The organism is Pseudonocardia sp. SID8383, assembly GCF_009864975.1.
Taxonomy (GTDB): domain Bacteria; phylum Actinomycetota; class Actinomycetes; order Mycobacteriales; family Pseudonocardiaceae; genus Pseudonocardia; species Pseudonocardia alni.
Window position 1 is genome coordinate 1 of the sequence record NZ_WWFY01001046.1, and the last position, 20808, is coordinate 20808.

Here is a 20808-nt window from a genome sequence, read left to right on the forward strand (position 1 = left end):
CAGCAGGTGCACCACGCAGGTCTGGGTGATAGTGGCGGGCCAGACCGCGCCGATCGCATCCGGCAGCCCCGCCAGGCCGTCACAGACAACCATGAGCACGTCACCGACGCCGCGGTTACGGATCTCGGTGAGTACGTGCAGCCAGTACTTCGCGCCCTCGCCGCCGCTGCAGGGGGTCCCCGGCCCAGAGCCCGAGGATCTCCCGGCGGCCCTCACAGGTCACCGCGAGCGCGACATAGATGGGCCGGTTCGCGACCTTCCCGTCGCGGATCTTGACGTGGATCGCGTCGATGAAGATCACCGGGTAGTCCGCCCGGGACGGAGTCCAATGGTCGTCGTGAGGATTCGCGACGACCATTGGACTCCGTCCCGGGTCGAGTGGCCGGTTCTGCCACTCGACCATCGCCTCGATGACCTTGTCGGTGATCGTCGAGATCGTCTGCCGGGACACCTGGGCGCCGTAGACCTCGGCCAGGTGAGCCTGGACCTCCCCGGTGGTCAGGCCCTTCGCCGACAGCGACAGCACGAGCTCGTCGACCCCGGACATGCGGCGCTGCCGCTTGGCGACGATCTTCGGGGTGAACGAGCCGTCCCGGTCCCGGGGCACATCGAGCTCGACCGGCCCGGCCTCGGTCAGCACGGTCTTCGACCGGTGACCGTTGCGAGAGTTCCCGCCGTCACGGCCGGCCGGGTCGTGGGACTCGTAGCCGAGGTGATCGGTGATCTCACCTTCCAGAGCGGATTCCAGGACCCGCTTGGTCAGCTGCGCGAGCAGACCATTCTCCCCGGTCAGCTCCAGCCCGTTCGCCCGTGCCCGGCCGGCGAGCTGGGCGATCAGCTGCTCATCGACAGGGTCCAGCCCGGCTGGGCCTGCACCCTCGGCCGGGCCGTCGGTTACCGCGTCGAGGTCAACCACCGGCTCGTCTGCCAGGTCTGTCATCGGGTCCACACTCCTTGATCGGAGTTACACCGATGTTCTTACAGTCCCCACGTTCGTCTCTCGCATGAATGATCCGCCTCAGTCGGTGAAGATCGTCGTGAGGGCCGCCGCGACGTCACGATGATCGCGCACCAGCCGGCACCGTCCGCGCCCGAGGCGGGCGAGGTCGCGACCGAGGTCGACGTCGTCCTCCCCCGAGGTGTCGAGCAGGACGTCGAGACGGGGCAGGCGGGCGGCGGTGAGGCGCGGGTCCGGGCCGGCGTTGTGCACGCAGTCCGACAGCAGCAACACCCGGGCGTCGCGCGGCGGCACCCCGGCGAGCTGACGGCTTGCGACCTGCAGCGCGAACGCCACGTTCGTCAGGCCCCGGGTGGGCACCCGCAGCAGCAGGTCGAGCACGGCCAGCGGCTCCAGCTGCTCGCCCGGGCGGACGAGCACGGCGGCGTCGGACCAGAACGCCACGACCGCGAGCGAGTCCCGACCCAGCTCCGCGGCCAGCGCGCCGACGGTGGCCGCCGCGGTACGCACCCGTTCGCCCTTCATCGACCCGGAGACGTCGACGACGAGCACCACCGAGCGGCGCGTGCGGACCCGTTCCCGGACCCACACGTCGTCCTCGGTGATCACGGCGGTGCCTGCCACGGACTCCAGGGTGCGCTCGAGGTCCAGCTCGTCGGAGCCCCCGGACCAACGCAGGCTGGTGAGCTCCCCGACGCCGCGCCGCGCCCGTCGGTCGCGGGGTGGGCGCGCCACCGCGAGGGTCCGGGCGATCTGCCGAGCCCGAGCCCGAGCGAGCAGGTCGGCCTGCGAGGACTCGGTGAGCTCCGCGAGTGCGATCAGGTCGGCGTCCTCGTCGGACTCCCCCGGAGCGGTGACACCCGCCCGCGCCGGGCGGGCCGCGGAGCGCCGCCGGTCACCGGACGACAGCACCAGCCCGCCACCACCGGCCGAGGGCCGGAAGAGTGAGGGCTCCTCGTCGAGCTGCTTGGGACGACGCCGCAGCGGCCGCAGCGCCCGGGTGCGGCGACCCGAACCCGGGCGGTCTCGGCGGGTCAGCGGTGAGTCGGCCTCGACCGCTCTTCAACCGGGTTCCGCCGCTGCGGGCAGCAGCAGGAAGTGGTCCTCCCAGATCTCGTGGAGCACCTGCTCGGGGGTGGCATCGGTGGTCTCGTCGAGCTGGATGCGTCCGGACAGCGCGAGGAGCATCGCGTCCTTGACGAGCGCGGTGTAGTCCGGCGGGAGATCCCGAGGAGGCGCCACCGAGGGCTGCTCGGGCAGGGCCACGTCGCGCATCGCCGCGAGCTGCGCCGCGATCAGGGCGACGTCGATGGCGCCACGCACGCTGCTGCCCTGGCGGACGTCGTCGCGCTCGCGGGTGGCCCGCGTCAACGCCACGGCGTCGGCCACGAGCCGGGCCGAGGAGATCGCGGCGCGGCGGGTGACGATGCCCCGCTCGGCCTCGGCGTCCTGGTAGTCGATCGCCATCCGGCAGATCCGGTCGTGCACCGAGGTGGAGAGCCGGGTGGTGCCGATGGTGTCGTAGGGGTTCATCGACGCCACCACCCGGAACGTGGGCGCCGCCTCCACCGTGCCCACCCGCGGCACCGCGATCCGGCGCTCGGCCATCGCGGTGAGCAGCGTGTTGAGCGTGTCCTCCGGCGCCCGGTTGAACTCCTCGACGTAGAGGAACCCGCCGCTGCGCATCGCCTCCACCAGGGGTCCCGGCACGAAGTTGTCCGCGGTGTAGTCCTCCCGCAGCACCCGTGCGGGGTTGTGGTGGCCCACCAGGCGGGTCGGGGTGAGGTCCGCGTTGCCCTCGACGAACAACAGCGGGATGCCCCACTCGAGAGTGATCGCCCGCAGCAGCGTCGACTTGGATGTACCGGGCGGGCCCTCCAGCAGGACGTCGCGACCGGCGGCGACGGCCGCGAGCAGGAGATCCAGCTCCCGCTCGCGGCCCACCAGATGCCGAGCGACTTTGGCCCGGACCCCACGCACGGACCCGCCGTCTGCGCCGGTGACCCGGCTGCCGGTGATGGCGGTGTCGGTGATCGACGCGTCGGCGATGGTGCTGTCGGGGACGGATTCGTTGATCGCCGACTCGTGCAGTGTCATCGGATCGTGCAGCCCGCGTCGACCTTCATCTCCAGTCCGGTGACGTAGCGGGCCTCGTCCGACGCCAGGTAGAGCACGGCGTTGCTGATGTCGACCGGGTCGACGACCTCGACCGGCATGGTGTTCATGAAGATCGGGCCCATCGTCGGACTCTGCTCGATGAACTGGTTCATCCCGCCCAGCCCCGCCACCAGCGGGGTGTCCACGCCGGCGGGGTGGATCGTGTTGACGCGGATGTTGTGCTCGGCGAGCTCGTTGGCCAGCGAGCGCATCACGCCCACGATCCCGTGCTTGGCGGCGACGTAGGGGGCGAGCCACGGCTGCCCCTTGATGCCCGACGTCGAGCTGGTGATGATGATCGAGCCGCCGCCCGCCGTCAGCAGGTGCGGGATGGTCGCCACACAGGTGTGCCAGACACCGGTCAGGTTGACGTCGAGGGTGTCCGCCCAGATCTGCGGGGTCACCTCGTCCCACTTCTGCACCGTGCAGATGCCGGCGTTGGCGGAGACGATGTCGAGCCGGCCGAGCTGGGCCACACCCTCGTCGACGGCGGCCTTGAGCGCCGCGGCGTCGCGAACGTCGGCCTTGACCGCCACGATCCGGCGGTCCAGCGCCTCGACGGCCTTGACCGTGTCGGCGAGGTCCGCCTCGGTGGCCATCGCGTAGCCGACCGTGTCGAAGTCCTGGCAGGCGTCGACGGCGATGATGTCGGCGCCCTCCTCGGCCAGCCGGACCGCGTGGCTGCGGCCCTGGCCCCGGGCGGCTCCGGTGATGAACGCGACTTTGCCCTGCACACGCCCCATGGCGCGGCTCCTCTCGTGGATGGTGGTCTTGCTCGTGCTTACTTCTGCGTCATGCCGAGGTTGTCGAACCCCTTGATCCCGGCCGTCGAGCTGGTGAGGATGATCGCCCCGCCCGCTTCGACCAGATGTCGAGCGCGATGATGTCCGCGCCCTCCTCGGCGAGGCGCAGCGCGTGCGAGCGGCCCTGCCCCCGCGCAGCGCCGGTGATGAACGCGACCTTGCCCGTCACACGTCCGGCCATGGTCTGCGGTCCCCTACTTCTGGTTGAAGCCGGCGTCGACCGGGATCTGCGCGCCGGTGACGTAGCGCGCCTCCTCCGAGGACAGCCAGACGACGGCGTTGGAGACGTCGACGGGCTCGATCATCTCCACCGGCAGCGGGTTCTTCAGGGCCTCGAGCATCTCGGAGTGCTCGGTGAACCACTTCTGCATGAAGTCGTTGGTGACCAGCGGGGTGTTGACGCCGGTCGGGTGCACCGTATTGACCCGGATCGAGTACTTCGCCAGCTCCAGGGCCAGCGACCGCATCAACCCGACCACACCGTGCTTGGCCGCGGCGTAGTGTGCGATCTGCACGAAGCCCTTCATGCCGGCGGTCGAGCTGGTGAGCACGATCGAGCCGCCGTTGCCAGCCGCGATCATCGCGGGGATCGCCGCCTTGCAGGTCTTCCAGACGCCGGACAGGTCGATGTCGATCGTCTCGTCCCAGACGTCCTCGGTCATGTCCCAGGCGTTCTCGACGTAGGAGACGACGCCGGCGTTGCCGCAGACGATGTCGAGGCGGCCGAACTCGGCGACGCCCTCATCCACCACGGCCTGCATCGCCGCCATGTCTCGGACGTCGGCCTGCCGGGCGATGATGCGGCGGTCCAGGTCCTCGACCAGCTTCACCGTCTGCGCGAGGTCGTCGGCCGTGCCCAGCGCGTAGGGCACCGTGCGCATGTCCTGGCAGGCGTCCAGCGCGATGACGTCCGCGCCCTCCTCCGCCAGGCGCACCGCGTGCGACCGGCCCTGCCCCCGCGCTGCGCCGGTGACCAGCGCGACCTTGCCTGCCAACCGTCCGGCCATGTCGGCTCCTCCTTGAGCTGTCCTGTGCAGCTGAAGGTACGAGCGGCCGACATGCGGATCTTGACCGTGCCCGCACGCGCTCTTGCACGAGGCCGCACAGCCGGCGGAGGAGTCAGCTGCGGGCGCGTCGTTCCCGCGGGGTGATCCCGTAGCGCACCTTGAAGGCGCGGGTGAAGTGCGACGCGTGGCTGAAACCGACGGCGAGAGCGATCTCGGAGATCGTGCGGCGCGCCCAGCGGGTGTCGACCAGCAACGCGTGCGCCCGGCCGAGCCGCTCCTCGAGCAGCCACCGCCCCGGGGACGTGCCGTCGGCCTCCAGGAGCGCGTAGAGATAGCGCTGCGAGATGTTGATGCCGTCGGCGATGACGGCGGGCGTGAGCTCCGGATCGGACAGGTGACCGCGGATGAAGCTCCGTGCCCGGGCCAGGTGCACCGCGCGGACGGACCGGCCCTCGACATCGCCGCCGACCCGGTCGTGCAGGGCTGCGGCCACCAGGTCGAGGACGGATCCGCTGACCGGTGCCACCGATTCGGTCTTCTCACCATAGAGCGGAAGGGACCGCAGGAGCCCGGAGGCGAGCGCACCGACGCCGCTGGTCCCGGTGACGGTGACGCCGGTGGCCCCGGCGAACCCCGGCAGCCACGCGCCCAGCTGGTCGCGGGGCACGCGCACCACGATCTGCCGGGACCGGTCACCGAGGCGGCCGCGGTACGGACGGGCGCTGTCGAGCAGCACGAAGTCACCGGGCCGGTCGAGCACCGCGCGCCGTTCGTCCTGCTCGAACACCCCCTCGCCCTGCACGAGTAGGGTGAGGAACAGGTCATCGGTGTCGGCGCGGCTGATCAGCCGGGCCGTGCGGGCGACCTCGTGCGCGTCGGCGGTGACCGTGTCCACGTGCAGCCGGTCGACGATGCTGCGCACGATCTCTCCCACGAACCGGTCGGACGACGGCCCGGCGGCGTTCGCGGTCAGCTCGACGATGTGTCGGCAGATGGCGTCGCGCCAGTACGCGAAGCCGTCGTGGCCGTCGACGTCGGAGGTCGAGAGTCGCACTGCCATCAACCACCTCGCACGGCCGGGGTCGGGGTGCCTCCCATCGTGCCACCAACCGCCGCGATCCCGGCCGTCGAGCGAACGGTGGACCCCGCCGGCGCGGGCGCTCAGCTCGGGAGTTCCTCGAGGGTCTCGACGTCGCCGCCGTCGGGTTCGGGAACTACAGTGGAGCACGGGTCGTACCCTTCCGACCGGCGTTGGCGCGCCGGCCTTGCTTGAGGACCGTCAAGATCACCGGGAGGGTACGACCCCTCCCCGGTCATCCACAGGTCTCAAGCATTGCTCGACGGGGATGCCAGGACGCCCGTTCGCTGATCACCGCAGAGTGGTGGAGGGGATCATCTACCGGTTCCGGTGCGGGCTGGCCTGGCGTGATGTCCCGGTCGAGTTCGGTCCGTGGCAGACCCTGTGGAAGCGTCACCGCCGCTACAGCGGTGACGGCACCTGGGATCACATTCTCGCTGCTCTGTTGGCCGATGCCGACTCCGCCGGCCTGGTCGGCTGGGTGGTCAGCGTCGACTCGTCGATCATTCGCGCCCATCAGCACGCCGCGACCCTGTCCCGGGACACAGGGGGCAGGATCGAACTACAAGAATCTGCGCATCGAGCCGCCCGATCACGCCGTGGGTCGTTCCCGCGGCGGCCTGACCACGAAGATCCACCAGCTCGTTGACGGACACGGCCGTCCGCTGGTCGTACTCGTCGGACCCGGCCAGGCCGGCGACGCCCCGATGTTCACGTACCTGATGTCGCACCTGCACATCGACCGTGTCGGCCCGGGCCGGCCGCGGACCCGCCCCGAGCGAGTCCGCGCCGACAAGGCCTACTCCTCGCGGGCGATCCGCCGTCACTTGCGCGAGCACCGACCAGCCGGGCGGGCGCGGGAGGGCGCGGACCGCGCTCGGATGAGTCTCGGTCAATACCCCCAGCCGCGCCCCAGCATGGCGGAGACCAGCACGCTGACCAGCTCTGCGCCCCGATGCGGATCGGCCGCCCAGATGTCGCGGCTAAGCGCAAGCGTCAGGGTCGCCGCCACCTCACCGGTGCGCTCGTCGTGGACTACGCCCGGCGAGGCCAGCAACGTCCCCATCGGGTCGTCCGCGTTCACCGGCCGCAGCTCCTCCTCGCGCTCGTCGCCGTCCCGCTGTGGGACGGCGGTAGAACGACAGCGCTGGCGCGCCACCAAGATGACAGCGCCGTCAGATCGGCTCCAACAGGGGCAAGGCTGGTGCTCGTACAGTCGGGCTCGCCCCTCACGGCGTCCCGGCGAGCCTGCCGGGACGGGTGACGATCACCCCGTCGTTGTCGCTCCACAAGTGTTGTCCCGGTACGAAAGTTGCACCTCCGAAGCTGACAGGAATGTCGATCTCTCCCGTGCCGTCGAACGCACCGCGGCGCGGATTCGATCCGAGCGCCTTGATCCCCAGGTCGATCGTTGCCAGTGTGCGGGTGTCGCGTACGGCGCCGGCGATGACCAGACCTGTCCATCCGTTCTGCACTGCGCGGTCGGCGAGCACGTCACCGAATAGCGCGCAGCGCAACGAGCAGCCGCCATCGACGGCGAGGACCGCTCCGTCGCCAGGCCGGGCCAGCAGTTCCCGGAGGAGCCCGACGTCGTTGTGACAGCGCAGGGTGCGGATCGGTCCGTCGAACTCCGTGCGTCGGCCGTACTGGCGGAACTGCAGATCACAGCTATCGAGGATGTCGCCTTGGGCATCCATCCGGTCGGCGGTGTCCATCTGGTGATAGGCCTTCCGGTACGTGGTGGTTCCGCGTCGCGGGCGGTGGGACGGGTCGGTCCTAGACGACGGAGTCGTCGCGCAGCCGCTCGATTTCGGCGGCGTCGTATCCGAGGCTCGCGAGCACGTCGTCGGTGTGTTCGCCGAGCTCGGGCCCGGTCCATCGGACTCCGCCAGGGGTCGCGGACAGGCGCGGGGCGACGTTTTGCATGGCGAACTCGTGGCCACGGCTGTTGTGGGCCCGCACGATCGCGTTCCGGGCGGCGAAGTGCTCGTCGGCGAACATGTCCTCGGACCGGTAGACGCGGCCGGCGGGAACGCCGCCCTCGTGCAGCATGTCGAGGAGGACGTCGGCGGTGTGCTCGGCCGACCAGTCGGCGATCAGGTCGTCGAGCTCAGATTGACGTTCGCCGCGCGCGTGGTGGCTGGCGTAGCGGTCGTCGGTGGCGAGTTCGGGCCGGCCCATGACGGCGGCCAGGCGCCGGAAAACGGTGTCCTGGTTGGCGGCGATGAGGATGCTGCTGGCGTCGGCGGTGGGGTAGACGTTGCTGGGCGCGATGTGGGGCAGGATCGCGCCGGTGCGTTCGCGCTGGTGCCCGATGGCGTCCCATTCGGTCACCGAGGCCTCCATCATCGCCAGCACCGCCTCGTAGATCGCCGAGTCCACGATCTGCCCGCGTCCGGTCGTGGTTCTCGCGTTGAGTGCGGCGACGGCGCCGAGTGCGGCGTAGGTGCCGGCCAGGGAGTCGCCGATGCTGATGCCGGCGCGCGCCGGCGGTCGGTCCGGTTCCCCGGTCAGGTAGCGAAGGCCGCCCATCGCCTCGCCGATCGAGCCGTAGCCGGCGCGGGGAGCGTAGGGACCGGTCTGACCGAATCCTGTGACTCGCACGATGATCAGGCCCGGGTTGGTCTCCCATAGACGTTCCGGGGAGAGGTTCCAGCGTTCGAGCGTTCCGGGTCGGAAGTTTTCGATCAGGATGTCGGCCTGGTCGAGCAGTTGTTGGGCGATCTGCTGCCCCGGCTGCACCCGCAGGTTCAGGGTGATCGATTTCTTGTTGCGGGCGATCACGGGCCAGGTGAGGGAGTCACCGTCGGCGTTGGACACGCCCCACAGCCGCATTGGGTCGCCGACCTCGGGCGACTCGACTTTGACGACGTCGGCTCCCATGTCCCCGAGAAGCTGCCCGCAGAAGGGTCCGGCGATCAGCTGGCCCATCTCGACGACGCGAGTGCCTGCCAGCGCGCCCGCGGGGGGCTCTGTGGGCATCAGGTATCTCCTTCGGGATCCGCCGCGACCGTGGAGTCCATGAGGACCGCACGGGCGGCGATGATGTGGGATCGCATGACGGAGGCGGCCCAGTCGGGCACGCCGGCGCGCAGAGCGGCTGTCAGCTCGCGGTGGTGGCCCATGCTGCGGTCGAGCGCTTCGGGGGTGTAGCGCGCGAAGGTCCGCACGACGAGCGGGACCTGCACGACGGAGGCGAGCATGGTGGCCAGCCGGGGGCTGTCGGCGCCGTCGATGATGATGCTGTGGAAGCGGGAGTTGAGCTCGCTGAGCGTGTGCAGGTCGTGTCGGCCGCCGCGCCGCGCGCAGGCCTCCATCTGCTCGCACAGCTCGGTGAGATGGTCGTTGTCCTGACCGCCGATGCGTTCGGCGGCCCGTCCCGCGGCGTGGCTTTCCAGCATGATCCGCAGCTGGTAGATCTCCTCGAGGTCGGCCACCGACCAACGGGCGACGCGGGCGCCGCGGTTGGGCAGGATTTCAACGAGGCCGTACGACGACAGAGTCCGGAGCGCCTCACGAACGGGGGTGCGGCTCACGCCGAGCTGTGCCGCGAGCTCGACCTCCTGCAGCCTGGCCCCTGGCTCGAGGGTGCCGTCCAAGATCAATCGGCGTAGCTGCGTCGCGGCCTGCTCGGTGGCAGCTGCCATGGTCCCCTCGTTTCGGTGGTGGGCTGGTGGCCGTCGGCTCGCTCGGACGGCGCGATGGCGGGGCGATCGCCGTCCTGCGAAACCTCAGCACTGTGCCGGGGTGGCCCGGCAACCGGGCCACCCGTTGCTCAGCCCGCGGTCGCGGCGTCCACTGCCCGCAGCCCGGCCTGGGCGATGGCCATGTCCTGCGAGTAGTGCCCGCCGCTCACCCCGATCCCGCCGATGACAGCGCCGTCGACGGTGATCGGGTAGCCACCTCCGAAGGCCACGAGCCTGTCGATTCCGGTCGGGGCTCCAACGCGCAGGGGCTCGTCACCCTTGATGAAGTCGAACCAGCCGTCGGTCGGGATGCTGAAACCTGCGGCGGTGTAGGCCTTGTCATGGGCGACCTGCACCGAGAGGAGCGGGGCCCCGTCCATGCGCGCGAAGGCCTTCTGGACGCCGGACTCGTCGACGACGGACACGACGTAGGCGCCTCCGTCGGCTGCTGCCTGGGCCACGGCCTCGCGCACGATCGCCTGGGCCAGCTCCAGCGTGATGGACGGCCGGTTGTAGGTGCTGCTCATGGGTGGGGCTCCTTGTCTGTTCCGGACCGACTAGGGACGATGCATACAATCGAGTCACCGGTGATCTGTCAAGTACAGAGTGATGATCGCATGTATGTATGCGTCCTGTGGGGTGGTTCCGACAGGCGAAGCGCCCTTGACTGACACCGAAGAGCGCTCTTGGCCCACGTACATACTGGTCAGTGCGGTTTCAGTTGCTGGGTGCGGATTCTGCTGCCAGTCAGCCAGTCTCTGCCAGTGCGGCTGAACTGTGTGCACGCTGGCTGTCTTGGTGCGTGCGGAAGTGGTGCTTGACACCACAGTTGGAGCGTAGTTGCATACAGATGCCGCGTCGCTGCGGGTGCCTCATCGTCACCGGCCGCGGCAGGGGTACGGCCGACACAGACATCGAGGATTCGAGGCGACGATGGGCAAGCTCGACGGCAAGAACGTCGTGATCACCGGTGCTGCCGGCGGTATGGGACAGGCCGCCTGTCGCATGTTCTGCGAGGAGGGGGCGACGGTGCTCGGCGCCGACCTCAACGGTGGGGCGGTCAAGGAGCTGGAGTCCAGGCTGAAGGCAGAGGGCCTCGACTACCGCTCCGCCGAGGTCGACGTGACCTCGTCGGCGAGCGTGGCTGAGCTGGCCGCGACCGCGAAGAACGAGCTCGGAGCAGTTGACGTGCTCTACAACAACGCCGGGATCATCATGGGCAAGCCGATCCTGGAGACCACCGAGGACGAGTGGGCCGATGTTGAGCGGCTCAATTCCAAGAGCATCTTCCTCACGACGAAGGCTTTCGTGCCACTGATGGCCGGTCGTAAGGGATCGATCATCAACGTTTCGTCCATCGGCGGGGTCGTCGCGTTCGAGAACATGGGCGCCTACGGAGCGGCGAAGGCCGCGGCCGCGCACTTCTCCCGGGTCGCGGCCGTCGAGTTCGCCCCCGACATCCGAGTCAACGCGATCTGTCCCGGTGTCGTCGACACCCCGATGCCGCGCAACTTCACCAAGGACATGAGCAACCGGGACGAGATCTTCCAGGCCTGGAATCACGAGCACCTCACCGGTCGCCTCGGCCGGCCGGAGGAGGTCGTCTCGCTGGCGCTGTGGTTGGCCAGCGACGACGCCGGGTTCATGACCGGTGCCGTCCTCAACATCGACGGTGGCTACTCCACCCGCTGATGGCCCCCACACCGTCCCCGGTCGACCCGACGTCGATGCGCGACGTGCTCGGCCACTTCTGCTCGGGCGTCACGGTGATCACCGCGATCGGTCCGCGGGGGCCGGTCGGCTTCACCTGTCAGTCGTTCGCGTCACTGTCCCTGGAGCCGCCGCTGGTGAGCTTCGCCCCGGCGCGGACATCGAGCAGCTGGCCTGTAGCCCGCGCGGCGCGCACCTTCTGCGTCAACGTGCTCGCCGACGACCAGGAAGGCGTGTCGAATGCCTTTGCCCGGTCGGGTGCGGACAAGTTCGCCGGGATCGACTGGCGTCCGAGCCGCCGGGGCGCGCCCGTCCTGTCTGGGGCCGTGGCCTGGGTCGAGTGCGAGTTGTGGGCGGAGCACGACGCGGGCGACCACACGTTGGTTGCCGCGTTGGTGCTCGGGCTCGGATCCGACACCGACCGCGCTCCGCTGCTGTTCCATCGCGGCGCCTACGGACTGTGAGAGACGCCGTACGCGAGGAGGAATGGTCCTGATCCCTGACCTGGGCGTCCACCTCGCCGAACCATCCATTCGATACTTGACCTCTAGGGAGTACCCGTGATCCGCGCAGCCGAACAACTGGGCCTCGTCCCCGCCACCCCGCGCCCAGAAAGCCATCGCACACCGCTGGTTGACGGCCGCAGCACGCATCCGATCTTCAACGACCAGCCGCTCAAGCTCGGGCTGTTCGGGACCAACTGCTCCAACGGGCTGACGATCAGTCATGCCGAGACGACCTACGAGCCGACTTGGGAGCACACCCTCAAGGTCGCGCAGAAGGCCGACCGGCTCGGGTTCGAGGCTCTGGTGCCGGTCGCGCGCTGGCGCGGGTTCGGTAGCACCACCAACTTCAATGGCACCTGCTTCGAGACCTACACCTGGGCGACTGGTCTCGCCGCTCAGACCGAGAACATCGGCATCTTCGCCACCTCACACCTTCCGACGGTGCATCCCATCGTGGCGGCGAAGATGGCGGTCACGGCCGACCACGTCTCGCGCGGCCGGTTCGGGCTCAACCTCGTCATGGGTTGGTTCACCCCGGAGATGGAGATGTTCGGCGCCGAGCAGCGTGAGCACGACCAGCGCTACGGCTACGGCCAGCAGTGGATCGATTTCGTCAACAAGCTCTGGACCGAGCCGGGCTCGTTCGACTTCATCACCGATGACTTCCACAGCCTCGACGTCGAGTCCTACCCGAAGCCCTACCAGGCCCCGCGGCCTGCGCTGATCAACGCCGGCAACTCCAAGTCGGGCATCGACTTCTCGGCCCGCAACGTCGACGTCAACTTCGCCGCGATGGACACCGTCGAGACGATGAACAAATACACGTCGCAGCTGAAGGCGATCGCCCGCGAGGACCACCAGCGTGAGATCCAGACCATGACCTTCGGCCTGGTCGTCTGTCGCGACACCGAGGACGAGGCCAAGCGCGACTTCCAGCACATCGTCGACATGGGCGACCGCGAGGGCGCCAACAACGTGATGAAGGTCCTCGGCATGCAGAGCCAGTCGTTCGCCTCGCAGATCGAGTCCTACCAGGAGCGATTCATCGCCGGGTGGGGCGGCTATCCGATCGTCGGCACCCCAGAGCAGGTCGCCGACGAGATGCTGCGCATCCACAACACCGGCGGCATGAACGGGATGATCATGGGGATGCTCGACTACCACGAGGAGATGGACTACTTCGGAGACAACGTCATGCCGCTGCTCAAGCAGGCCGGCCTGCGTCACTGACGTCCCCTGACCTGCCTTCCGCGAGGAGAATGCGCATGGCTGTGGCGATCTGTGAGGTCGGACCGCGTGATGGGCTGCAGAACGAGCCGGAGGTGCTCGCTCCTGCCCTCCGCGCCGAGCTCGCCAACCGGATGGCCCGCACCGGCGTGCCCAGGGTCGAGGCGGCGAGCTTTGTCAACCCCGAGCGCGTGCCGCAGATGGCGGGCGCGGAGGACGTCCTCGCGGCGGTGCAGCCGAGCCCGACCCTGAGCCGGGCCGCATTGGTGCTCAACGAGCGCGGCTATCAGCGGCTCCGCGAAACCTCGTGCGAGGAGGTCCACATCGCGTTCTGCGTGACCGAGACCTTCAACCGACGCAACCAGGGTCACTCGGTGGCGGAGTCGCTGGCGCAGGCAGGGGCGATCGTCGCAGACGCGCACGAGGACGGTCGCCGGGCCACGGTCACCCTGGCTGCGTCGTTCGGCTGCCCCTTCGAGGGAGCCGTGGATCCGGCGATCGTGCTCGGACTCGCCGAGCAGCTCACCACCGCCGACGAGATTGTCTTCGCCGACACGATCGGCGTCGGCGTCCCGCGCCAGGTCCGCGCCCTGCTCGGTGGAGCGCGGCACCTGGGCACGCCGCTGGGTCTGCATCTGCACAACACACGCAACACCGGCTACGCCAATGCCTACACGGCCATGGACGAGGGGGTAGCGCTTCTGGACGCCTCGGTCGGGGGCATCGGCGGTTGCCCGTTCGCGCCACGTGCCACCGGGAACATCGCGACCGAAGATCTGCTCTACCTGCTGGACCATGAGGGCGTGGACACCGGCATCGACCTCGATGAGGTCATCCGCGTCGCCGAGTGGCTGGAGACCATTCTCGGCCGTCAGCTGCCCGGCCAGCTTTACCGCGCTGGTTCCTTCCCACCAGCCCTCTCATGACAGGGGCGAGCAGGGTCGCTTCGCCTGGGACAGGTATGCCGCTGCGCGGCAGTTCGTCGTGGACGGTCGCGAGTAAACGCCTGGCTCGGAGAAGCTGAACCGAAGCGATCCCCGCACTTTCCAGCCGTCGGCGGCAACACAACGTGTCGAGAATGGGTCGTTTCTCGACGCCCGTCGACTGGCCGCCGAACCCGCAGGTCGACGCTGTCGGTAACACGCGTGGGACTGCCCAGAGTTCAGTTGACGCGTGTCGATAGGTGGGTCAGGCCGCGTGGGCGGTGTCGAGCAGTGTCTCGAACTCGATCGGGGTCAGTCGATCGGCGCCCGCCGGGGTGTGTTCATCCTGACCCGCTGCAGGCTGCACCGCCTGGCCCACGTCGACCGGGTCACCGGCGAGGCCGTACGCCGCTACCAACACCCGGACCCCGGGGATCTGCTCCACGTCGACGCCAAGAAGCTTGACAGCATCCCTGAGGGCGGCGGCTGGCCGTTCACCGTGCCGCCGATGTCGTTGACCACGACGCGTGCGCCGCGGGCGGCGAGGGCGTGGGCACGGCCGAGGCCTCCGCCCGCGCCGGTGACGACGGCGACGCGTCCGGCGAAGTCGAGGGGCATGTGTTGTTCTCCGTGGTCGGGAGCACCGCGTGGTCGGCGCCCTGGGGTGGGGGATGAGGCCGGGGGTGGGCGAGCGTGTCGCTTGCCCACCCCCGACTCGTGCTACCCGGCGGTGACCGTCAGTCGTCCGAGGGTGGTGGCGGCGTCCGGGTGGTCGGCGGGAACCACCGCGGAGGACAAAGCGGTCCAGCAGGATGGGCAGCTGTAATGCAGGAAGACCACCGGCGCGTCGACGTAGTCGCCAGCGGTCGCGATGATCTGCGGGCCGGCGTCCGTGGGAGCGCCGTCGTAGACCGCGAGTGCCAGCGGGCCGTCGGCGGGGTCGCCCAGGACCTCGCCGCAGTGTCCGCACGCGACCGCGGACCCCACCTCGACGAGGTTGTCGTCGAACAACCGTCAAGATCAGGCCACCCCCTCACAACGGCAAGGCGGGCTCGTCACCCGGCACCACGAGCACCTCCGCCGCTGGAGCCAACGAGGACCGTCACCCCGGGGACAACTTCAGTGGACGTCGCCACCCGGTTCAGCGCTGTCCGGCCCGGTGCAGCCGGCGCGTGAGTTCTCCTCGTCCCCCGCGGTCGCGGTCGGGGTCGAGGCCACCGCGGACGGCACGCTGATCCAGGTCGGCGGACCTCACCTGCTCGACCAGCACGGCGCCGCCGAGTTCGCGGTCGCGGACCAGTGGTGCCGCCAAGGGGCGATCGTCCTGCACACCCTCGTCGACGGTGAGGTCATCGCGCGCTGCGACGGGAAGACGAGATCAGGCCAGCGTCCCGGAAGGCGGGCGAGGCCCTGCACGCCGTCGGCACGCAGGCGGTCATGATCACCGGGGACGCCAGGGCAGTGGCTGACACCGTCGCTGCCGACCTCGGCATCGACCGGGTCTTCGCCGGAGTCCGGCCTGAGGACAAGGCCGCCACGGTGGCCGAACTGCAGAGCCAGGGTCGTCGGGTCGCGATGGCCGGGGACGGCGTCACCGACGCTCCTGCCCTGGCTCAGGGCGACGGGGGTATCGCGATCGGGGCCGGGACCGATGTCGCGATCGGTTCCGCCGGTGTCATCCTCGCCTGGTCCGACCCGAGGTCGGTGCTGTCGGTGACGACCTGTCGCGCGCGACCTACCGGAAGATGAAGCAGAACCTGTGGTGGGCGGCCGGCTACAATCTGGCCTCTGTCCCGCTGGCGGCCGGGGTCCTCGCTCCCGTCGGGTTCGTCCTGCCGATGAGCGTCGGCGCGATTTTGAAGTCGGTCTCGACCGTCGTCGTCGCCCTCGACGCTCAGCTTCTTCACCGTCTCGACCTGACGCCTGCGCGCAGCACGGCACGACTCGCCGGTGCCGACACCACCGAGTGCGGTGCCCGTGCAGCGGTCTGACCCCAAAGGCAATCGACCGACGTGGCCGGCGGGCCGAGGGCATGGCGGGACGGATGTGGATCCGATCCGGTCGTGCCCGCCGTCTACGGCAGGCCGGCTGTAGCGGCAGCGCGCGCGGGCCGGGCGACCACCCCGGTACCGTGACCGACATGGGCAACAGGCGAGAAGGGCTACAGCTGGTGCTGCTGGTCCTGCCTGTCCTGCTCGGCCTGATCGGGATGCACGCACTCGTCGCCCCGCCCCCCACTGCAGACACCGGGCACGGGGTGGCGGCGACAGCGCCGGGGCACAGCGACCATCGTGCCGTCGAGGCATCCGCGCCACCGGCAACGGTGGCAGTCGAACCTCCGATGCCGGCCGACCACGGCGAGCACGACGCCACCCACGCACTGCACCTGTGCCTGGCCGTGTTGGCTGCCACCGGGCTCGCCCTGCTCGCGGCATGGCTGTTCCTCGGACGTCTGACGCTCCCGATAGCGATCACCGCGGCCCGTCGGCGCCCCCGCAGCCGACCCGCGCAGCGGCCGCCGCCCGTTCCCAGACGACTCGCTCAGCTCTGCGTGTTGCGGACCTGATCGGCCCCCGGCGCGGAAGAGCGCCGGATCCCGGCCCCGATCACCCGTACTCGACACGGAGAGCCAGAACTACCCATGAAGATCACCAACGTGGCCACTGCGGCCACGACACTGACCGCTGCCCTCGTGCTGTCGGCCTGCGGCGGCGCAGAGCCTACCGGCAGCGCCGCGCCCACGGCCCCCGCCCCGACCAGCTCCGCTGCTCCGGGCGCGGCGATCTCGGCCGAGCACAACCAGGCCGACATCGCCTTCGCCCAGGGCATGATCCCGCACCACCAGCAGGCGGTGGAGATGTCGAAGCTGGCCGCCGACCGTGCCGGCAGTGACGACGTCCGCCGTCTCGCCACCGAGATCGAGCAGGCCCAAGGCCCGGAGATCGCGCAGATGCAGGCCTTCCTCACCACCTGGGGCGCTCCCGCATCCGGTGGTATGCCCGGGATGGACCAGGGCGGCATGTCCGGGATGGACCATGGCGGAATGGGCCAGGGCGGGATGGATCACGGCGGTATGGCCGGGATGATGACGCCTGACCAGATGCGCCGGCTCGAGCACGCCGACGGCGCCGACTTCGACCGCATGTTCCTCGAGATGATGATCGCCCACCACGAGGGTGCGGTGCAGATGGCCCAGACCGAACTCGCCGCCGGAGCCAATGCCGAGGCGAAGGCACTGGCCCAGCAGATCGTCGACGCTCAGCAGGCCGAGGTCGGCCGGATGCGCCAGCTGCTCGGCTGACCGTCCGCCGTCCACGGGCGACGACGGCGACAACGAGCCGCGCTCACCCTGACCGATACGGGTGGGGGACGGGTCGTGAATCGGCATATCCCCCACCCGTGTCGGCGGCGTAGGCCCTCCGATGGTGAAGAGTGCGCGTCGGCCCGCTGCCCGAGATCCACTGTCCGCCATGGTCGCGGCCGCCAGGTCTGAACCCGGCCGTGCGTTCCTGCGCTGCCTGCTCGCCCGAGTCCAGATCGGAGACAACGTTCTTGGCCGCGTTCTACGTCGTAGACGACCTGGGTTGTTTCGCGAGCAGCCGTAGGTGTTCGTCGCCGCTGCGGGTGTGTCGTTCCGGGAGCGGGCAGCTCGACGGCCTCGGTGAGCGTGTGGGTTGACGAGTCGCGTACACATGCAGGAGGGGGATGAGCAGGTGCCGGGCAGGGGCGTCACCACGGTAGGGGCGGCCGGTGGCCCGGCCCAGGCCGACGACACCGCTGCGCAGCCGCTCCACGACCGCGACGCCGGTGACCGGGAACAGCGCCCGGTCCAGTGCCCGGTCCACCCACCGGTGAGCGACGGCCACCACGGTCCCCAGGGCGATGGCGATCGCCGAGACCACCAACGCCGGGGTGACGCCGTGCCACACGGAGACGGCCGGGACCGCCGCCGGGGCCACCCCGAGAGCCGCGGCCGCCGAGGACCGCAGCGCGCCGTCGAGCAGCCAGACCGCCGGCCCGAGCAGGGCACCGGCGAGCGCGGTGACGGTGACCGTCCCGGCCATCGTCCGTGCACCGCCGGGAGGACCGAGCGCGGTCGTCGACCCGAACAACACGGGGAACACCATCCGTGCGCTGTAGGCGACGGTCAGCACCGCGGCGGCGCCGAGCCCGACGGCGGCGAGCAGTGCCGGGCCCCCGTCTCCGGACAGGGCGGCGTCGAGGACGTACTCCTTGGAGACGAAGCCCAGCGTCACCGGTACGCCGGCCATGCTCAGGGCGATCAGGGCGATCATCGTGGCGGTCCAGGGCATCGACCGGAACAGGCCGCGCAACTCACGCAGGTCGCGGGTCCCGGCGCGGCGCTCCACCAGCCCCACGGTCATGAAGCCGGCGGACTTGAACAGGGCGTGCGCGACGACGTGGGCGCTCGCGGCCAGCAGCGCGGTCGTGGTCCCGACGCCGATGACGGCCACGAGCAGACCGAGCTGGCTGATCGTGGAGTAGGCGAGCATCTCCTTGAGATCGCTGCGCTGCAACGCGAGCACGCCGCCCAGCAGCGCCGTCACCACGCCGACCGTGACGAGCAGCCATGGCCACAGCGGCGACGCCGACGCCGCGCCGGCGAAGCGCATCAGGAGGTAGATGCCGGCCTTGACCATCGCCGCCGCGTGCAGGTAGGCGCTGACCGGGGCCGGGGCGACCATGGCGTCGGGCAGCCACGAGTGGAACGGGAACTGCGCCGCCTTGGTCATCGCGGCCACGGCGACCAGGACGGCGACGGCACCGGCGAACACCGGATCCAGCGTCCAGGCCGGGTCGGCGAGCGCGGCCGACAGCTGCGTGGTCCCGGTCCGCACCACGATCGCGCACACCGCACCCAGCAGCGCCAGGCCGCCGGCGACGGTCACCAGCAACGTGCGTGCCGCCGGCGCTCGCCCCGCAGGTCCCACCCGCAGGATCAGCAGATAGGAGCAGAGGGTGGTGACCTCCCACGCCACGAACAGCACGACCAGGTCGTCGGCGAGGACCAGGGTCAGCATCGCCGCGGCGAACGCGGTCATCAGCGCGAAGAAGCCGCCCGCCCGCTCCTCGGTGACATAGGAGGTCGAGTACGCCAGCACCACCGTGCCGACTCCGAGGACGAGCAGGGCGAACAGCCAGCCGAGCCCGTCCACACGCAGCCGCAGCGCGATTTCCAGCGAGGGGATCCACGGCACCGCCTCGGTGCGCGTGCCGGGTCCGCCGGTGGCGACGACGGCGGTCAGGGCCGTCAGCACCACGACGGCGAGCCATCCGCCGCGCGCCCCGACCCGGTTCGCGAGTACTGCGACCGCGGGAACGAGCAGCCACAGGGCCGCCAGAACACAGAACAACGACATCGGGGAAAGAGCTCCTCGCGCGAGTTTCGGGCACGAGTATCAGGCGAAACCCGGAATGGGAATCGCCGACGTGTCGAAACATTGCAACCCGCGCACCGCGATGCTGCGCATGCGGTCAGGTCGCGGCAACATGCCGCCTGTCGGTGCGGAGTCGCGAGCTCAGGCGTCGGGAGCGACGCCGGCGAGGATGGCTCCCCACGACGAGGGATGACCATTGGTGCCCGGATGCGGCACGAGCCACTGCAGGGCTCGGAAGGCGCATCGAGTAATCACGCCCAAAGACTACGCGATTCTTGCGGCTGTCGTCGCGCTGGGCGGATGCGATCCACGCCACCGTTGTCGCCGCATGACGAAACAATTGCGACGACGATCCGTGCGCAGCGTCTTTGCGCGATCTTTACGGACCCCTCGTTCGCTCACGCGCCTCGACGTGCCTACGGTGGCCTCGGTGTGCCGGGAAGCCTGGTCGGCGAGCAGAACACGCACGCTCGACGAAGGGCAGCCCCGCGATGGACATCTACCGCTCCGAACCCGGCCGTACCCTGCTGCGCGACTGGAGCAACCTGCAGATCAGCCGCCTTCTGCCCGACGCGCGTTGCCGGTGGATCGACACCCCCTTGGGGCCGACCCACCTCACGACCGTCGGTTCCGGGCCGGCCGTGGTGCTCCTGCCCGGTACGACCCTCGGCGCCGCTGCATCGGCGTACGTCGTGCGGGCTCTGGCCGCCGACCACCGGGTCACGGCAGTGGACGTCCCCGGGCAGCCCGGACTCAGCCACGGCGAGAGGCCCGCCGACGATCTCGTCGGCCGGTATCGCGCCTGGATCGACGAGGTGCTGGCCGCGGTCGGGACCGAGCCGGCGACGATCGTCGGCGAGTCCCTCGGCGCCGCTGTCGCGCTCTGCGCCGGGCCCGGCCCGGCGGTCGCCGGGCTCGTCCTCGTCGCCCCGGCCGGTCTGGTGCCCGCCCGGGTCACCGCGAGTCTGCGCCCGGCCCTGCCCTGGCTGTGGCATCCCACCGAGGCCCGCACCGAGCGGGTGCTGTCCTTCCTCTCCGGCGGTGCACCGCTGCCCGACCGGCGCCACCTCGTCGAGTGGATGACGCTGGTCCCCGAGCACACCCGCAGCTCGCTCGCGCCGGCACCCCTGCCCAACGCGGTCCTCACCGCCTGGCGCGACATCCCGTGCGTCGTCCTGGCCGGCCGTCGCGACCCGATCTTCCCGGCGGAGGAGCTGACCCGCCCCGCCCGGATGCTGCTCGGGGCCCGCGTCGAGTTCGTCGCCGACGCGGGGCACCTGCTCGCCCACTCCCACCCCGACGCCGTCCGTCGCGGGATCACCGCGCCGGCCGGCCCCGGGGCGGGGTGAGACGG

General features: G+C 70.2%; 23 protein-coding genes and 4 pseudogenes. 12 read left to right on the forward strand and 15 right to left on the reverse strand.

Annotated features, from left to right (window positions below; all coding sequences use genetic code 11):
• The 7 genes and pseudogenes from GTW08_RS25000 to GTW08_RS25030 all read right to left on the reverse strand — a co-directional run.
• A pseudogene (locus GTW08_RS25000) lies at window positions 1-814 on the reverse strand (IS256 family transposase); the annotation flags it as partial.
• Window positions 815-1018: 204 nt separating this feature from the next.
• Window positions 1019-1870, reverse strand: coding sequence for a vWA domain-containing protein (locus GTW08_RS31220; protein ID WP_304580185.1), 852 nt, complete (start codon window positions 1868-1870; stop codon window positions 1019-1021).
• 150 nt (window positions 1871-2020) lie between these two features.
• Entirely contained in the window at window positions 2021-3055 is a 1035-nt protein-coding gene (locus GTW08_RS25010) for an AAA family ATPase (protein WP_083658951.1), read from the reverse strand.
• Window positions 3052-3858: a mycofactocin-coupled SDR family oxidoreductase gene (locus tag GTW08_RS25015; protein WP_073577336.1), complete on the reverse strand. Its 807-nt coding sequence runs from the start codon at window positions 3856-3858 to the stop codon at window positions 3052-3054. Before GTW08_RS25015 ends, GTW08_RS25010 begins: the two co-directional genes overlap by 4 nt.
• A gap of 124 nt (window positions 3859-3982) precedes the next feature.
• A pseudogene (locus GTW08_RS25020) lies at window positions 3983-4099 on the reverse strand (SDR family mycofactocin-dependent oxidoreductase); the annotation flags it as partial.
• Between the two features lie 13 nt (window positions 4100-4112).
• Entirely contained in the window at window positions 4113-4925 is an 813-nt protein-coding gene (locus tag GTW08_RS25025) for a mycofactocin-coupled SDR family oxidoreductase (protein ID WP_073577337.1), read from the reverse strand.
• Window positions 4926-5037: 112 nt separating this feature from the next.
• Entirely contained in the window at window positions 5038-5985 is a 948-nt protein-coding gene (locus tag GTW08_RS25030) for a helix-turn-helix domain-containing protein (protein WP_083658952.1), read from the reverse strand.
• Window positions 5986-6271: 286 nt separating this feature from the next.
• On the opposite strand from GTW08_RS25030, the gene GTW08_RS32200 reads away from it, so the two are divergent.
• The gene (locus GTW08_RS32200) at window positions 6272-6652 is read left to right on the forward strand and encodes a transposase (RefSeq protein WP_083658953.1); all 381 of its coding nucleotides are present in this window, start codon (window positions 6272-6274) and stop codon (window positions 6650-6652) included.
• 243 nt (window positions 6653-6895) lie between these two features.
• Here GTW08_RS32200 and GTW08_RS25045 read toward each other — a convergent pair whose 3' ends face one another.
• The 5 genes from GTW08_RS25045 to GTW08_RS25065 all read right to left on the reverse strand — a co-directional run bounded on the left by GTW08_RS25045 (window position 6896) and on the right by GTW08_RS25065 (window position 10216).
• Complete coding sequence (locus GTW08_RS25045; protein ID WP_139282944.1) at window positions 6896-7087, reverse strand: hypothetical protein; 192 nt, start codon at window positions 7085-7087, stop codon at window positions 6896-6898.
• Between the two features lie 145 nt (window positions 7088-7232).
• Window positions 7233-7718: a ribonuclease E activity regulator RraA gene (gene rraA, locus GTW08_RS25050; protein ID WP_073577340.1), complete on the reverse strand. Its 486-nt coding sequence runs from the start codon at window positions 7716-7718 to the stop codon at window positions 7233-7235.
• Window positions 7719-7779: 61 nt separating this feature from the next.
• Complete coding sequence (locus GTW08_RS25055) at window positions 7780-8985, reverse strand: CaiB/BaiF CoA transferase family protein (protein ID WP_073577341.1); 1206 nt, start codon at window positions 8983-8985, stop codon at window positions 7780-7782.
• Window positions 8985-9650 carry a GntR family transcriptional regulator gene (locus GTW08_RS25060; protein ID WP_073577342.1) on the reverse strand — a complete coding sequence of 222 codons (666 nt, stop codon included), beginning with the start codon at window positions 9648-9650 and terminating at the stop codon, window positions 8985-8987. Before GTW08_RS25060 ends, GTW08_RS25055 begins: the two co-directional genes overlap by 1 nt.
• A 128-nt stretch (window positions 9651-9778) precedes the next feature.
• On the reverse strand, window positions 9779-10216 hold the full coding sequence (locus tag GTW08_RS25065) for a GlcG/HbpS family heme-binding protein (protein WP_073577343.1): 438 nt from the start codon (window positions 10214-10216) through the stop codon (window positions 9779-9781).
• Window positions 10217-10622: 406 nt separating this feature from the next.
• On the opposite strand from GTW08_RS25065, the gene GTW08_RS25070 reads away from it, so the two are divergent.
• The 5 genes and pseudogenes from GTW08_RS25070 to GTW08_RS25090 form a co-directional block, all read left to right on the forward strand.
• Entirely contained in the window at window positions 10623-11381 is a 759-nt protein-coding gene (locus tag GTW08_RS25070) for an SDR family NAD(P)-dependent oxidoreductase (protein WP_073577344.1), read from the forward strand.
• 35 nt (window positions 11382-11416) lie between these two features.
• Window positions 11417-11863: a flavin reductase family protein gene (locus GTW08_RS25075; protein WP_237454164.1), complete on the forward strand. Its 447-nt coding sequence runs from the start codon at window positions 11417-11419 to the stop codon at window positions 11861-11863.
• A 96-nt stretch (window positions 11864-11959) separates the two neighbouring features.
• Window positions 11960-13135, forward strand: a complete 1176-nt coding sequence (locus GTW08_RS25080) for an LLM class flavin-dependent oxidoreductase (protein ID WP_083658954.1) — start codon at window positions 11960-11962, stop codon at window positions 13133-13135.
• A gap of 35 nt (window positions 13136-13170) precedes the next feature.
• Window positions 13171-14058: a hydroxymethylglutaryl-CoA lyase gene (locus GTW08_RS25085; protein ID WP_073577346.1), complete on the forward strand. Its 888-nt coding sequence runs from the start codon at window positions 13171-13173 to the stop codon at window positions 14056-14058.
• A gap of 340 nt (window positions 14059-14398) precedes the next feature.
• Window positions 14399-14551 (forward strand): annotated as a pseudogene (locus GTW08_RS25090) (IS481 family transposase); the annotation flags it as partial.
• Here the strand turns inward: GTW08_RS25090 and GTW08_RS32205 are convergent.
• Both GTW08_RS32205 and GTW08_RS25100 read right to left on the reverse strand, forming a co-directional pair.
• Window positions 14545-14673: pseudogene (locus GTW08_RS32205) on the reverse strand (serine/threonine protein kinase); the annotation flags it as partial. The pseudogenes GTW08_RS25090 and GTW08_RS32205 overlap by 7 nt on opposite strands.
• 102 nt (window positions 14674-14775) lie before the next feature.
• A complete protein-coding gene (locus GTW08_RS25100) occupies window positions 14776-15066 on the reverse strand; it encodes a hypothetical protein (RefSeq protein WP_237454165.1) in 291 nt (96 codons plus the stop codon).
• A 148-nt stretch (window positions 15067-15214) separates the two neighbouring features.
• Between GTW08_RS25100 and GTW08_RS32210 the strand changes: the two genes are divergently transcribed.
• From GTW08_RS32210 to GTW08_RS25115, 5 genes are all read left to right on the forward strand, one after another.
• Window positions 15215-15496 (forward strand): hypothetical protein, encoded by a 282-nt coding sequence (locus GTW08_RS32210; protein ID WP_237454166.1) that lies wholly within the window; start codon window positions 15215-15217, stop codon window positions 15494-15496.
• On the forward strand, window positions 15466-15804 hold the full coding sequence (locus GTW08_RS32215; protein ID WP_237454169.1) for an HAD-IC family P-type ATPase: 339 nt from the start codon (window positions 15466-15468) through the stop codon (window positions 15802-15804). The genes GTW08_RS32210 and GTW08_RS32215 overlap by 31 nt, the downstream gene beginning before the upstream one ends.
• A complete protein-coding gene (locus GTW08_RS32220; RefSeq protein ID WP_237454167.1) occupies window positions 15801-16046 on the forward strand; it encodes a hypothetical protein in 246 nt (81 codons plus the stop codon). The genes GTW08_RS32215 and GTW08_RS32220 overlap by 4 nt, the downstream gene beginning before the upstream one ends.
• Before the next feature lie 149 nt (window positions 16047-16195).
• Complete coding sequence (locus GTW08_RS25110; RefSeq protein ID WP_237454170.1) at window positions 16196-16621, forward strand: DUF6153 family protein; 426 nt, start codon at window positions 16196-16198, stop codon at window positions 16619-16621.
• A 75-nt stretch (window positions 16622-16696) separates the two neighbouring features.
• A complete protein-coding gene (locus tag GTW08_RS25115; RefSeq protein ID WP_073577348.1) occupies window positions 16697-17356 on the forward strand; it encodes a DUF305 domain-containing protein in 660 nt (219 codons plus the stop codon).
• A gap of 262 nt (window positions 17357-17618) precedes the next feature.
• Here GTW08_RS25115 and GTW08_RS25120 read toward each other — a convergent pair whose 3' ends face one another.
• Entirely contained in the window at window positions 17619-19436 is a 1818-nt protein-coding gene (locus GTW08_RS25120) for a proton-conducting transporter membrane subunit (RefSeq protein ID WP_073577349.1), read from the reverse strand.
• 509 nt (window positions 19437-19945) lie between these two features.
• Between GTW08_RS25120 and GTW08_RS25125 the strand changes: the two genes are divergently transcribed.
• Window positions 19946-20803, forward strand: a complete 858-nt coding sequence (locus tag GTW08_RS25125) for an alpha/beta fold hydrolase (protein WP_073577350.1) — start codon at window positions 19946-19948, stop codon at window positions 20801-20803.
• Window positions 20804-20808: the final 5 nt, after the last annotated feature.